The organism is Thermaurantimonas sp., assembly GCF_046299575.1.
In the GTDB taxonomy this organism is placed as follows: Bacteria; Bacteroidota; Bacteroidia; order Flavobacteriales; family Schleiferiaceae; genus Thermaurantimonas.
Genome location: NZ_JBKBHX010000001.1, coordinates 97,476 through 112,806, shown reverse-complemented (window position 1 = coordinate 112,806; position 15,331 = coordinate 97,476). Strand labels below are relative to the sequence as shown.

Genomic DNA, 15,331 nt, shown 5'->3' with positions numbered 1-15,331 from the left:
TCAATGAACGATTTGGCCCAACAATGTGGCAGATGTACACTCTAAAATTTTGACTTTTACAAGATCTCCAGGTTTCGCATTTTCTTTTGGAAATACAACAACTGTATTTTGGGTATTTCTACCAAACCAATGTTCATTCGATCTTTTCGATATACCTTCAATCAGTACCTCTTCTATTTTTCCAATGTGTTGTTGGTTTCTGTAAAGAGAGTGCTTTTGTTGTAGGTCGATAATTTCAGTGAGTCTTCTTGTTTTTACTTCATCAGGTACGTCATCTTTAAAATGTCTGGCCGCATAAGTGCCTGGTCTTTCAGAATATTTGAACATGTAGCCAAAGTCATATTTCACATATTCCATTAGCGATAAAGTATCTTGGTGATCTTCCTCGGTTTCGCCCGGAAAGCCGGTGATCATGTCGTGTGAAAGACCGCAATCGGGAATTATTTTTCGAATTTTGTCTACAAGTTCGATGTATTGCTCGCGGTTGTGGCCGCGATTCATGGCTTTTAAAATGCGCGATGATCCGCTCTGTACAGGCAGGTGAATGTATTTGCAAATGTTGTCATAAGCCGCGATCGTATGCAGTACATCTTCGGTCATGTCTTGTGGATTGCTGGTACTGAAGCGAATGCGCATTCCAGGAACAGCCTCTGCTACGCTGCGAAGGAGCTGGGCAAAGCGTACGGCCGAAGCTTTTGCAATTTCAGAGGCTTTTGCAAAGTCTTTTTTCAGTCCACCACCGTACCACAGATATGAATCTACATTCTGTCCGAGTAGGGTAATTTCTTTGTAACCAGCATCTTGAAGCATCTTTGCTTCGTCGATGATCGATTGTGGATTGCGACTGCGCTCTCTTCCGCGTGTAAAAGGTACCACGCAAAAGGTGCACATATTGTCACATCCGCGCATAATGGAGATAAAGGCCGTAACTCCATTACCTCCCAGCCTTACCGGGTTTACGTCGCCGTACGTTTCTTCTTTTGAGAGTAGTACGTTCACGGCTTTTCGGCCGTCTTCAGCTTCTTTTATCAGGTTTGGCAGGTCGCGATATGCATCTGGTCCTACTACGATGTCCACAAGCTTTTCCTCTTCGAGCAACTTTTCTTTTATGCGCTCGGCCATACAGCCAAGTATTCCAATTTTTACGTCCGGATTTTGTTTTTTGATAGCGTGGAAATGCGACAGGCGGTTGCGTACAGTCTGCTCTGCCTTCTCACGAATAGAGCATGTATTAAGGAGCACTAAATCAGCTTCTTCTGGATTTTTTGTCGTAGCATATCCCTCTTTAGAAAGAATGCTGGCTACTATTTCGCTGTCCGAAAAGTTCATTTGACAGCCATAGCTTTCGATGTACAGTTTCTTTTTGCCTTCATGAGTGAGCATGAGTGCTTCACCCTGTCTGTGCTCATCTATAACTTTATTTCCGTGATGATACATTCCAAAGAATTTATGGCAAAGATAGATATTCCATATTTAAAGTGACATATTGTCAGTCTTGTTTTGTGATATGTTTTAGTTAATCAGAATATATTTGTATCAATAAAACTTTATAAAGTGATGAAAAAGACCTTGTTTCTTTTGGGTTTTATACATGTCTTTACAACAATTTATTCATCTTTAAATGCACAAAATAAGTCAAGCGAGTCAAGTGCTTACACTTTCGAAAATGCAGTGTCTTTCTTGTCGCTACACACGGGGATTCCTAAAGAAGCTTTCGATGAAAAGTCATTCAAAAATTACGAAAATATCGCAATAAGTGGAGTAAAGATCTCTGGCATGTATGTAACCGCGCGTAGCGAGCAGTTGGGTGGTTTTTATGATTTTTTTATCAGAATTGATCGTCCTGAAATGGCTGGTCAATATCGAGTATATCCTATAACTGCTTGTTTTGGAAAAAAAGCAACGGGAATTCAAAACTTTTTGGTAAAAAACGACGAATGCTTATGTAATGTAGTCAATAATAACAACTTTCAAATGAAAGCCAGAGATGTAAATGTTGTTTTCAAGTAGCGATTGTTTCCTTTTTATCCGAGAGATGTGCTTCTTTCTGAAAGAGGTGTTTTTGAAAAAGAATCATTAAGATAACACCTGCAGTAATGGAAGCATCAGCAATATTGAAAACAGGCTGAAAAAAAATAAATGACTCTCCTCCCCAGAATGGTATCCAATCTGGAAGATGTATTGTAAATAGCGGAAAATAAAACATATCGACCACATGCCCGAGCATGAAGGCAGCATATCCGCCCTCTTTAGGTAGAAGATTAGCTACTTGGTTGTAACTATCTGAAAATATGACGCCATAAAATAAACTATCTATTAAATTACCTAAAGCACCAGCTAAAACGAGAGATATACTTATTTGGGCTGTTGGATGGCTTTTTTGACGCGTCAATTTTACGAGCCATGTAAAGATCCAAATGACAGCCACAATCCTAAAAATGGTCAACAGGTATTTGCCATAATTACCTCCCCATTCGATACCGAAAGCCATTCCAGGATTTTCGGTGAAGTGAAGGATGAACCAATCAGCAATCTTAATTTCCTGACCGAGCGATAAATTGAGTTTAATCCATATTTTGAGGACTTGATCTGCTAAAATCAAAAGTCCAACTATCAGGAGATTTCTTTTCACTTAGCCTTGTTTAGTTTTCCTTCTTTAGCCTCAATGCAAAGGGTGGCATGAGGCACTAGCATCAGCCTTTCTTTTGGAATCAAACGGCCAGTTTCCCTGCAAATACCATATGTTTTATTTTCAATGCGCAACAGGGCATTTTTCAAATCGCGGATGAATTTTTCTTGACGAGCAGCCAAATGCGCATTGGCTTCCTTACTCATTGTTTCAGAGCCTTCTTCAAAGGCTTTAAAGGTGGGTGAGGTATCGTCTGTTCCGTTTCCTGAATCATTTGAAATGGCTTCCTTTAAAACCTGAAGATCATGCTCAGCTTTTTCTATCTTTTTTAAAATCAATTGTTTAAAAAACTCTAATTCTTCGTCGCTGTACCTGGTTGGCTCTGTATTCATTACTCGCTTCTTTTACTGTATTTAAAATTCAAAATAAAGTTTTGGCGCTAAAAATACAGCGCTCAGGATATTTCGCAATGTATCGATGTGTTAGAAAATCTCAAATATACCTGCCGCACCTTGACCTGTACCTACACACATGGTCACCATGCCGTATTTGGCATTTCGGCGTTTGGCTTCATTAAAGAGCTGTACGCTGAGTTTTGCACCGGAACATCCAAGCGGATGTCCGAGGGCAATGGCTCCTCCGTTAACGTTAGTTATTTCTTCATTTAATCCAAGTTCTCTGATTACCGCAATGGATTGCGCAGCGAAAGCCTCGTTTAATTCTATTAGATCGATATCGTTTAAACTTAAACCGGCTCTATTAAGTGCTTTAGGAATAGCATAAACCGGCCCTATACCCATAATTCGCGGCTCCACACCGGCTACATCGTATGTGACTAATCGAGCTATAGGCTTCAGATTGAGTTCATTCACCATTTTTTCACTCATCACTACTACAAAAGCAGCGCCGTCAGATGTTTGAGAAGAATTCCCAGCTGTTACACTACCTTTTTCAGCAAACACTGGTTTTAATTTAGCTAAAGCTTCTAAGCTCGTATCAGCTCGAGGACCTTCGTCGGTTTTAAAGGTATATGTTCGCTCTTGCCGTTTCTCGCGTTCGTCGAGATAAATTTCTTTTACTTCAAGAGGAACGATTTCATTGTCAAAATATCCCTTCTCGATGGCTTGCAGAGCTCGCTGATGCGATCTGTAGGCAAAAGCATCTTGATCCTCGCGACTCACTTTGTATTGAGCAGCTACAGCTTCAGCCGTGAGTCCCATATTGTTGTAGTAATCAGCATGAACTTTGGCCAATTCATAATTTGGAGTTACCTTCCAACCCCCCATCGGGATGTAACTCATGCTTTCGGTACCACCGGCTATTATGCATTCAGCCATGCCGGCATGTATTTTAGCGGCAGCTATAGCTATGGTTTCTAAGCCTGAAGCACAATAGCGGTTTACGGTCATACCGCCTACTTTCACTGTATCTAATCCCATTAGCGATATCAGTCTTCCCACATTTAAACCCTGCTCTGCCTCAGGCATGGCATTCCCAACGATTACATCGTTAATGCGCTCTTTGTCAAGCATTGGCAGCTCTTCCAAGAGCTTCTTAATAACAACGGCAGCCATATCGTCTGGTCTAAAAAAACGCAACTTGCCTCTCGGCGCCTTTCCTACAGCAGTTCTTTTGGCAGCGACTATATAAGCATTCATGTAAAATTCGAATTTGTGGGCTAAAGATACATAAAATATTATGCAAGCATAAAAAATGTTTACTTTACAATAAGGTAATACATGTAAAAAATTTATGGTGTAAAAAGTACACTAACTACCTTTGTGCAAATTGATTATCAATGAAAATTCTTTATTCTAGTGTTTTTTTCCTTTTTGCCTGGCTTAGCAATGGACAGATATTAGTGGTTACCCCCGTAAATCCCACTACAGACGATACAGTTACTATTATTTATGATGCAACAAAAGGAAATGGGGCTTTGGCTAATTTTAACGGACCTGTTTTTGCTCACACTGGTTTAATTACCACTGCAAGTACTGGTCCTAATAATTGGTTTTTCGTCCAGGGTAATTGGGGTACTTACGATACTGCTCGTCTTATGACTCCACTGGGCAATAATCTGTATTCCATCAAATATCACATTCGAAGCTTCTACAACGTTCCTCAGAATGTTCAAGTACTACGTCTAGCATTTGTCTTTAGAAATGTCAATGGTACCATAGTCGGTAGAGATGCAAATAACCAAGATATTTTTTACGATATCAACCTTTTATCTCCACAATCTATTTCTTCTTTTTCCCTTAATTCAAATATTCTTACGGTTTTATGTGATACTGGAGCTATTCAAGTCACCCGCATAAAAGGCAATGTGATAAAAATTCGTTATTCGACTACCAATCAATTTCCACCTTATAATTCAATAGTAACTGCAGGCGATACGCCTAAGCCAGCATTAGCAGTGCAAACCCCAAACGGATTGCTCTTCGGCGGTGGTAATGTGTCTGTGTTAATTCGAAGTAACCCAGTTCGTTTCACTTATATATATAATGGTGATACACTCTGTAGAGACAAAAGAGGCTCTTGGCAGCAGTTCACTCGAAAAGGTTTAAGTATCAGGCTTGATTCAAATGAGCGTTTGTACGGCACAGGTTCTAGAGCCATACAGGCGAATCGGAGAGGCGAAGAACTCGACGTGTATAATACAGCAGTATATGGTTACGGTCCGGGAGCTCGAACGATGAACATCACAATGCCATTCGTTATCAGCTCAAAAGGGTATGGCATTTTAGCCGACAATTTCGCCCCGGCTAAGCTCGACTTAGGGAAGACTGATCCATCTGAAATGCGGTTTTCTTTCGAAGGCGGTGAATTGACTTATTATTTTATAGGTGGCCAATCGTATGATGATGTGCTAAGAGGCTATGCTGCTGTAACTGGCTTTCAACCACTGCCTCCTCGGTGGTCTCTTGGGTACATTCAGTCTAGGTATGGATACCAATCTGAAACGGAGGCTCGTCAGGTGGTAAATACACTACGAAACCAAGGATTTCCATTAGATGCACTGGTGCTTGACCTATACTGGTTTGGCTCTCCGGCTACGATGGGAAATTTTACATGGGACTACACGAAATTTCCCAATCCGGTAAAAATGATGAGCGACTTTAATGATATTGGTGTTAAAACCATTCTGATAACTGAACCTTATTTTACCCAACAAAGCACAAAATTCCCGATTCTCGCTCAAAATGGCTGGTTGGCAAAAAATGCGCAAGGCCAGCCTTTTATAATTGGAGGTTTTTGGGCTGGTAGCGCAGGATTAATTGATTTGACCAACGACAGTGCATTGGATTACATGTGGAGTCTGTACCCACCGCGTATCAATGAAGGGGTTGGAGGTTGGTGGTGCGATCTGGGCGAACCTGAGAACCACCCTGAAGGAATGATCCACCAAAAAGGCACAGCTCGCCAGATACACAACAGCTACAGTATGCTCTGGGCTAAGCGCTTGTACGAAGGCTACAGGCAACAGTATCCATCTCAGCGATTGTTTAATCTGATTCGTTCAGGATTTGCCGGTATGCAGCGGTATTCTACCTTCCCGTGGTCGGGTGATGTTCAGCGATCGTGGGGAGGGTTAAAAATTCAAATTCCCAATATGCTGGGCATGAGCATGAGTGGTATTGGATACATGCATTCTGACCTCGGAGGATTTACTGGAGGAGGGCAAGACCCTGAACTCTACACACGCTGGTTTCAGTTGGGTACTTTTAGCCCAATAATGCGCGCACATGGCGAAGGTGTTCCACCCGAACCATATAATTACCCACCGTTTTACAGAAATATTTGTCTTGAATATGCCCGTCTTAGGTATCGTTTCTTGCCGTACAACTATCAACTGGCTTATATAAATTCTACTAAAGGCACTCCATTGGCCTTACCAACAGACTATTTTGAACCTTGGAATTCTTTTCTTGCAGATAGAGATGAACAGTTTCTTTGGGGAAAAGACATTTTAGTAGCTCCGGTGCTCGACGCAAACACTTCTACTAAAACCGTTTATTTTCCTTCCGGTCGTTGGGTTGATTTTCATACCAATTTTGTATACAATGGCAATTCACAAGCTATCGTTTCGGCGCAAATCAGCCGTTTGCCCTTCTTTATACGCTCAGGCTCCATCATCGCAATGGCACCCGATAATATTCGCACTACAGCTTCTTACAAATTTGACACTTTATTCATAAGGAACTATCACGACGAGCTTGTTAATTCCGATAGTTCTTCAATTTACACCGACGATGGACAAAATCCTGATGTATTATTTAGCGGCAACCACGCATTCCTTCACTTTAAAAGCCAAAGAGTAGGGCAAGATTATTATATCACATGTTCAACTACGGGAAATGGGTATGTAGGTATGCCATCCAATCGATTGTATCGCTTTGAGATTGTGCGCTACATGCAAGCACCAACTTCAGTACAGTGGAATAATACGAGCCTATCTCCTTACACATCTTTAAATCAGCTACTAAATGCGGGAACAGGTTATTTTTACGACAATTCACAAAAAATTCTCTACGCACAAGTTCAGTATTCAAATACTACTTCTATATTGAAAATACTACACGGAAACATCTCAACATCAGATTATTCACTTTCAGAAATTGCATCTAATCCTTATCCAAATCCAAGCGATGGAAAATTTTCGATGGTTGTTTATGAATACGATGAGAATACTAAAGTTGAAATCTTCGATTTGTTTGGAAGGATTTTGATTTCAGAAAAAGTTGTTAATCTGTTAAGCAGCGAAAATACAATTACAGTTTCTTTAAGAAACAACAATCAAATATCTAAAAGTCAAATGTTTATAATAAAAATTATTCATCGAAATAGCACCATCACCCGCAAATTGATTGTTCAATAAAGGTCGTTTGCACTTTAAAATTTCAAGAGCTTTAAAAATTTTTTTGAAAACATTTTAGCTATTTAAAACCTAAATATATTTGTAAGAACTCTAAAAATTTTAATTATGGCGAAAAATTACTTGATTAAGAGTGCTTTAGCATTTTTAATAAGTGTCGTTGTTTGGCCGGTTTCATTACTTGCACAAACAACACCAACAACTGCAGCTGGGTATTTTTATCAGACCAACACCTCTGGTAACCTTGGCTTAGATAGAAATAACAATGTAATAGATATGACAACTGGTGCTACCGTGCACATAGCTGGTCCTGCTCCTGCCACGGGCACTGGTAGTAATGTGATTGGAATACCCTTTCCAATTCCTTTTGAAATTCTTGGTACTACAATCACCAATTTTTCTGTGGGTACTAATGGTATCATTGGTTTAAATTTCAATGCTACCACTGGAAATAACATCGGTGGTGGTACAGGTATTCGGGTGGGTGCTTTCGTGACAGGATTAAGCAATGGTGGGTTGCACTCTACCGGGTCAATCTCCTCAAAAGTAGTAGGAACTGCGCCTAATAGATGCTTTGTCATTCAATGGACAGGTGTAACTATAAATAATACGTCAACCACAGCGGATGGTACATGGCAGGCTCGATTTTATGAAGGTTCAAACCTTATGGAATTCGTGCTCGGATCCATCTCGCTTGGTGCAGGATCCTTAACCGCTGCCAAATCAGGATTTTCTAATAATTCAACTGCGGGCAACTATTATGTTGTAAATTTCACTGATCATACTGCTTCGACAACTACTAATCACAATAACGCATTCAGTACACCTGGACCTATTGCTGCATTGGCTGGTGGGGGTACTCCGACCACAAGAAGGGTTTATTTATTTTCTCCTGCTCCATTTGTCAATCAAACATTTACTTCAGCGGTCAATGCTCAGGTTACAAACCCTGTTGCTCAAGGTGCAACAAATCAGCCGGTTATCAGACTGACTATCACAACTAATGGATTGAACAACCCGTTAACAGTTTCAAGCATTACTGCCTCTGCTAATGGTACTACTTCCCTCTCCGATATTTCAAATGCAAGAATTTATTTCACTGGAACTAATCCTAACTTTTCAACAGTTTTTCAAGTAGGTACTACCATAGCTACACCATCTACTAATATGGTGTTTACTCCATCTACACCTATTCAGCTCTTTCATGGTCCTAACTATTTCTGGTTAACATATGATGTTAGCTCCACTGCCCAAGTAAACAATGTTATTGATGGGGAAATTTCATCTGTGGTAGTGGGTGGTAACCCACAAACGCCTAATCCAGTTGCTCCAGCAGGTAACAGAGTGATTCAAGCACCTTTGTCGGGCACCTACACGGTGGGTACATCAGGGCAATTTGCAACACTAGCTGATGCTATAACAGCTGTAAACTCTGTAGGATTGTCAGGAAACGTTACATTAAACCTTATTTCGGATCAAACTTTAACAGCTCCTGTTCAAATCAACCAATGGACTGAAATTGGTGCTGGTAATTATACCTTAACTATTTCTCCAAGCGGTGGAGTGCGCACAATTGAAGGTACAATCAACAACACAGGAGTTATTATCATCACTGCCAGCAGGGTATCAATTGATGGTCGAATTAATGGAGCTGGAAATAATTTGATTATTCGAAATAACAGTACCCAAACCTCAGCAGGGGTTTTAGTGGCAGTACCTTCTTCAGCCGGCTTGAATCAGGTAACAGTAAGAAACTGTCATTTAATTGGTGGACCCACATTAGGAACTACAACAAGTACCAGTGGTATTCAGGTGCAGACTTCTGCTGCATTTCCTGGAGCAAATAATGTAATTATTCGAAATAACATAATTGAAGGTTTCTATGTTGGAGTCAATATAAATCCATCTGCAGGTACTTCTCCATCTACTGGCCTTGAAATTCTAGAAAATACAATTGGAGTTGAAAACCCTATTGATTCAAATAGGAGAATAGGCTTTAGAGGAATTTGGGTTTTGAATGCAACTTCGCCTCTTATTGCTGATAATAAAGTAAACAACATCATAAGTTATCTTGGTATCAATATTACCGGAATATTTGTTGGGACAGGTACCACAAATTGTCGGATCTACCGAAACTCTGTAAGAACAATTCAAAATCTAAACACCGGTGGCTGGGGTGCATATGGTATTAACTGTGAGGCTGGTAATGATCATGAGATTATAAACAATGAAGTAGCAGCTGTAAGAACGATAAACTATTCAATCAGCACCACATTCAATGCATTTGGTATTCGTTTTAACGTCGGTACGAATCATAAAGTATATTTTAATTCAGTAAATCTAACCGGTAATTATGACAATACCAATTTTACTACTGCAGTAAGTTCATGTTTACTTGTAGTTTCATCAACTACAGTTGTAGATGTAAAAAACAACAACTTCGTTAATCAGCACACATCAAATGCTACAGGAGCTAAAGAGTTCCTGACAATGTGGTTTCCATCAGGTTACAATTTCGGAGCAAATCTCCTTTCAAATCACAACAACCTCTTTCCACCGGCAACCAATGGTTTTGTAGCTAAGGTGGGAACTACTGCAGGTACTGGAAATTACGCTACTTTAACTGATTTCCAGACTTTTAGTAATAAAGATTCCAACTCTATTTCAGCCAATCCATTATTTAATAACAACTTAATCCTAATCCCGGTCAACCCGGCTCTGAATAATGTCGCAACTCCTATAGCAACAGTAACAACCGATATTACTGGTGCACCCAGAAGTGCTACACCTGATATTGGCTGTTATGAATTTACTCCAACTCAGCCTTGTTTCCCACCATCAAATATTACAGTTTCAAATATCACATCAAACTCAGCTTCTGTTGGTTGGACACCCGGAGCCAACACTCCAAACGATACTTTATTCCAGGTGAGCTGGGGTCCTGTTGGTTTTACTCCCGGAACAAATCCGACTACCATTGCTCTCTGGAATTTTAATGGCTCTTCTACTACGACCGTTCCCGGAGGAACTAATTCACCTTCTACCGCTCAGGGCACCGGTTCTATTTCACTAATTGGTGGAACAACTGCCACATTTGCTTCAGGAATTGTCGGAGGAGGCAGTTCAGATCCGGTTACAACTTCTCCACCAAATTACGGATGGAATGTTACAAACTTCCCAGCTCAAGGCACTGGCAATAAGACTGCAGGTATTCAGATAAATGTTTCAACCGTTGGCCTCTCTAATATCGTACTGCAGTTTGACCAACGCCACTCCAATACTTCTGCAAATACTGTTGTTGTTCAGTATACAACAGATGTTACATCATCAAATCCAACCTGGGTTGATTTTGCTACATTCGTAGCAACTACAGGTGATGTATGGTTTAATAAGCGGACTGTCAACTTCTCTTCAGTTGCTGCCTTGAACAATAATCCAAATGTAGGTTTCAGGATAGTAGCCGCCTTTGCCGGCTCAGGTAATACCTACGCTGCTTCATCCTCATCTTCATCATACGGTCAGACAGGCACCTGGAGATTTGATATGGTTACAGTTACAGGTTCAGCTCCAGGCACTGGTACAACCGTAACAACAAGTTCTAATCCGTTTACTATATCTGGTCTTTTGTCCAGCACCACATATCAAGTTTATGTACGTTCTCTGTGTGATACAAACACAAGTTCATGGACTGGACCTGTTTCATTCACCACGCTCTTTCAATGTCCAGCAAATGCGGTTTGTCAGACTTACACGGCGGGTGCAATCAGTTCCATGTTAAATGCCTCACCTGGTCCTAACGATACATCTGCTTGTCCGGGAGTAATGCAGGTGACAATTCCAGCAGGTAATGTGATATCAGGTATTGATGTTCAATACAACATGGTAGCTCAATCAGGAGGTTGGTTAAGCGAACAAAGAAGCAGACTATTTAGCCCGACTGTGAATGCAGGAGAATCAATGGTTTCAGGACCTTCAGTTAGTAGTGGTGGTACCCAAACTTATAACCGCACAAATCTGAATTTTGCAAATGGTGCATCTGGAACAGTTACATTCCAGCTGCATGTGATTAGAACATGGGGTGGATCAGGTACTGGAAGTGCAACTTGTGACACCATTTATCAGTTTGTGCCCAATAATTCCTGGAGACTAATCGTGTACTATCAACCTGCACCGACTTGTCCGCCTGTTACAGGTTTGGCTGTGGGCACTGTAACTGCAAACTCGGTAGCATTGAGCTGGAATGCTGCTACTGGTGCTACTTCTTACAAAGTAGAATATGGAACAGCAGGTTTCACACCAGGTACAGGACAAACAACTACTGTAACCGGTACAAGTACTGTTATTTCAGGTCTTTCACCACAAACAACATATGACTTTTATGTTAGAACGTTTTGTGGTACTGATTCCTCAGCTACTCAAACAGGACCGGTTACTGCTACCACTCTATGTGCTGTTCAAAATATTCCGTTTACCGAGACATTTGACACAAATTCTGCAAGCATTTCCTGTTGGACAGCAGCATCACAGTATCAGTTAGTAAATGTTGGAGCTTATGGTCAACCAGGTAGATCAGTATTGTTTCCATTCTACAGTATATCCAGCGGCTCTTATGATGCTACCTCACCTCAATTCCAACCTGTACCAGCCAACTACCAGCTCAAATTCGACCATGCTTATGCTACTTTTATCAATGAAGTAGATAGTTTAAGAATAAGTATTTCAACAAACGGAGGTGCAACCTACACTACTCTCGTGACACTCGCTGGTGGTGTAAACGGACCTTTGGTTACAGCGCCACCTACTACCTCACCATTTACACCTACAGCTACACAGTGGGGCACTTACAGCATTGCTCTACCCGCTGGTACTAACAGAATTCGCCTGACAGCTATTTCTGCTTATGGAAATAATCTCTATCTCGATAATTTTAAAGTCGAACCAGCTGCTCCGGCGAGCTTTGCTCTCCTGTCACCGCCAGACAGTGCCACTGTGTTAGTTGCAGGTCCGGCACAATTACCCATTAATATTACCTGGAATAAAGCTGCATCCCTTACCAATCCAAATTACAGATGGTTATTAAAAACACTAACCGGTTCTTTTGCCAACCCGATTGCCTCCATTTTATCAAATAACAATGGTGCAGATACTACCTTGACATTAACAGTTGGACAGGTAGATGCACTGCTTGCAGCTAATGGTGTAGCCATAGGTGATACGGCTAAACTTGAATGGACAGTAAGAGCAGTAGCAGGAAACGATACTGTATTTGCTACTAAACCCTTCTTTATCAGACTTGTAAGACTTGGCGTTGCTACTCCCAATTTCTTAGCTGCACCTCAGAATAACGGATCTACTACTCAGGTTCGTGCTCCCAATGGTACTTCAACTCATACGTTCTTAAGAGCAGCAATGATCATACGCCAAAATGAGTTTTTGAACGCTGGAATAGATTCCAATACTATACTACGCGGTATGGGCTTCACATTATCTACACCATCTAGCGGTTCTGTGACTGGTTTATTCAAAGTTTACGTTCAAAATACGTCTGATGTCAACTATAATAAAGGAACATCATGGACGGGTATTCTGACCGGTATGACACTAGTGTATGACGATACATTGGTAATACCAGCCAATCAAACATTATTCAACGTATTGTTCGGCAATAACAACTTTGTATATACCGGACAAAACCTTTATTTGGCATATGATTGGCAAATGATTTCAGCCCCCGTAACTACACCTTTTACCTATTTAGCAAACAATTCAATTCCTAACTCACTCGTGTCCGGACAAGCTTCAGCTGCTCCTGCTCCTACTACATTAGGCGCTACAGCTTTCAGACCTGAAATACGCTGGGCAGTTGATAAAAAAGCAAACGACTTGGAAGTACGTGCAATTTGGGCCCGTGGAAAGAACGCAACTCCCTGGGGTAAGCCAGAGACTGTTCAAGCGGTAATCGTTAATAACGGTTATCTACCACAGAACAAAAACGTTACCCTCACCGTATCTGGTGCAAACACGGCTACCATCACTGCAGGCGTTAACCTTCTCAGTGGGCAATCTACGGTAGTGTCCTTTAACTATCCTAATAACAACTTAGGATTTAGTACGCTTACTGTTTCAGTGCCCGCTGATGATGTACCATCAAATAACCAGCGTTCGTATGTACAAGATTTGACAACCGATCGCTTCAGCTACGCCGATACTACAGTGACAGGCCTTAGTGGAGTTGGTTTCAATACCGGTAGTGGCTTGTTGCTCACCAGATATTCAGTAAATGGAACACGATCTGTGTCGGGTGTTCGTGTAAGATTGAGCAACAACGCTGCAGCAATTGGTCAAACAATCTACCCAGTACTTTTAAAAGATACTGTAATAGTGGCTCAAGGTCCGAACTACGTTATCACTGCTGCTGATACTTCTTCTTTCAAAACCTTTAACTTCCCAACTCCATTTACGTTTACAAACGAAGATTTCTATGTAGGTATCGCACAAACAGTGGGTTCTCAAGGTTACTTTCCATTAGCTTTCCAAAGCGAGAATCCTACCAGACCCAATGCCTACTACTCAGCAGCACTCAACGGTAGCGGTTTGGCCACAGTTAATAATTTTAGGTTAATGATTGAGGCAATCCTCAATGCACCTGACTCTCTTACACCGTTTGCTCTGGTTGCTCCTGCTAATAATTCAACTTATACCGCAGCAGGTCCGGGATCAGTAACCATCACTTGGCAGAAATCTCAGAGGGCAATTGGTTCAGCTCCTGCAGTTACTTATCAATGGATGGTAGATGTTCCAACTGGTAATTTTACAAACCCAATAGCAACATTCCCATCTAATAACAATGGTCTGGATACATTTTTAATCCTGACCAATGCTCAGATCAATGCGCTGTTAGCTGCCAACAACGTTCCTCCTGGTACACCTGCCAATGTGAAGTGGACTGTTAAAGCAACCTCTGGTACCCTAAGTAGATTTGCCAATCAGCCGTTCAATATCACTTTAATTGGCGCTGTACCCTGTACTACTCCATCAGCAGTGAATGTAACTCCAGCATGTAATTCTGCTACAGTTTCATGGACATCTGGTAATGGTAAGCTTTCAAGTAAAATTGAATATGGTCCGACTGGATTTACTCCAGGATCTGGTACAGTAGTCTCTGGCATCACTACTAATACCTTTACAATCTCAGGTTTAACCCCTGGTACAGGTTATGAAGTGATTGTGACAGACTCTTGCGCATCTGGTTTGAGTAGCCCTGCGCCTAAGGTTGGTTTCACTACCAATCCTAAACCTACAGCTGCGTTTACTGTAGGTACTCCAACAGTTACAGCTACTAATGCTACTGTTACCTTTAATGCATCAGCTTCACAAAACGCTACATCCTACAGCTGGGATTTTGGTAACGGCACTCAGGGCACTGGTGTAAATCCAACGGCTACTTACACTGCAAATGGTACTTATACAGTTAAACTCGTAGTTACCAATGCCTGCGGTAGCGACTCAACGACCTCCACTGTAACTATCCAGGGCATAAATCTCAACGAAAATCTCCTTAATGCAATAACCTTGTATCCTAACCCAACAAATGGAATAATAACTCTTAAGGGTCTTGAGATACTAACTTATGCTGAGATTTCTGTTGTTGATGTATCCGGAAAGCTAGTTCTGAAAAGAAAACTGGATAATGGAGTCTCTCAAGAAATCCTTGATCTAAGCAAATTTGCTGCAGGCTCTTATCAAATTAGAATTTCAAGTAACGAGGGTACGATTGTCAAACCCGTTGTATTAAACAAATAAGATTCTTTAACAATAAAGTAAAC

At 41.1% G+C, this 15,331-nt stretch carries 7 protein-coding genes; 3 read left to right on the top strand and 4 right to left on the bottom strand.

The features are described 5' to 3' along the window. A complete protein-coding gene (miaB, locus tag ACK4EX_RS00440; RefSeq protein WP_409768593.1) occupies positions 1–1,437 on the bottom strand; it encodes a tRNA (N6-isopentenyl adenosine(37)-C2)-methylthiotransferase MiaB in 1,437 nt (478 codons plus the stop codon). A 120-nt stretch (positions 1,438–1,557) separates the two neighbouring features. On the opposite strand from miaB, the gene ACK4EX_RS00435 reads away from it, so the two are divergent. Next, a complete protein-coding gene (locus ACK4EX_RS00435; RefSeq protein ID WP_409768590.1) occupies positions 1,558–2,010 on the top strand; it encodes a hypothetical protein in 453 nt (150 codons plus the stop codon). Here the strand turns inward: ACK4EX_RS00435 and ACK4EX_RS00430 are convergent. The 3 genes from ACK4EX_RS00430 to ACK4EX_RS00420 form a co-directional block, all read right to left on the bottom strand. Next, positions 2,003–2,632 carry a lipoprotein signal peptidase gene (locus tag ACK4EX_RS00430; protein ID WP_409768587.1) on the bottom strand — a complete coding sequence of 210 codons (630 nt, stop codon included), beginning with the start codon at positions 2,630–2,632 and terminating at the stop codon, positions 2,003–2,005. The two genes, ACK4EX_RS00435 and ACK4EX_RS00430, sit on opposite strands and share 8 nt — an antisense overlap. Next, on the bottom strand, positions 2,629–3,021 hold the full coding sequence (locus ACK4EX_RS00425) for a TraR/DksA family transcriptional regulator (RefSeq protein ID WP_409768584.1): 393 nt from the start codon (positions 3,019–3,021) through the stop codon (positions 2,629–2,631). The genes ACK4EX_RS00430 and ACK4EX_RS00425 overlap by 4 nt, the downstream gene beginning before the upstream one ends. A gap of 90 nt (positions 3,022–3,111) precedes the next feature. Continuing rightward, a complete protein-coding gene (locus tag ACK4EX_RS00420) occupies positions 3,112–4,287 on the bottom strand; it encodes an acetyl-CoA C-acyltransferase (protein ID WP_409768581.1) in 1,176 nt (391 codons plus the stop codon). Between the two features lie 140 nt (positions 4,288–4,427). Between ACK4EX_RS00420 and ACK4EX_RS00415 the strand changes: the two genes are divergently transcribed. Together ACK4EX_RS00415 and ACK4EX_RS00410 are read left to right on the top strand one after the other, a co-directional pair. After that, complete coding sequence (locus ACK4EX_RS00415) at positions 4,428–7,508, top strand: TIM-barrel domain-containing protein (protein WP_409768578.1); 3,081 nt, start codon at positions 4,428–4,430, stop codon at positions 7,506–7,508. A gap of 105 nt (positions 7,509–7,613) precedes the next feature. Beyond that, the gene (locus tag ACK4EX_RS00410) at positions 7,614–15,308 is read left to right on the top strand and encodes a fibronectin type III domain-containing protein (protein WP_409768575.1); all 7,695 of its coding nucleotides are present in this window, start codon (positions 7,614–7,616) and stop codon (positions 15,306–15,308) included. Positions 15,309–15,331 lie beyond the last annotated feature (23 nt).

Excerpts from the sequence above, each read along its gene's own strand:
- miaB (WP_409768593.1), bottom strand. The coding sequence starts at position 1,437 with ATGTATCATCACGGAAATAAAGTTATAGATGAGCACAGACAGGGTGAA.
- ACK4EX_RS00435 (WP_409768590.1), top strand. The coding sequence starts at position 1,558 with ATGAAAAAGACCTTGTTTCTTTTGGGTTTTATACATGTCTTTACAACA.
- ACK4EX_RS00425 (WP_409768584.1), bottom strand. The coding sequence starts at position 3,021 with ATGAATACAGAGCCAACCAGGTACAGCGACGAAGAATTAGAGTTTTTT.
- ACK4EX_RS00420 (WP_409768581.1), bottom strand. The coding sequence starts at position 4,287 with ATGAATGCTTATATAGTCGCTGCCAAAAGAACTGCTGTAGGAAAGGCG.
- ACK4EX_RS00415 (WP_409768578.1), top strand. The coding sequence starts at position 4,428 with ATGAAAATTCTTTATTCTAGTGTTTTTTTCCTTTTTGCCTGGCTTAGC.
- ACK4EX_RS00410 (WP_409768575.1), top strand. The coding sequence starts at position 7,614 with ATGGCGAAAAATTACTTGATTAAGAGTGCTTTAGCATTTTTAATAAGT.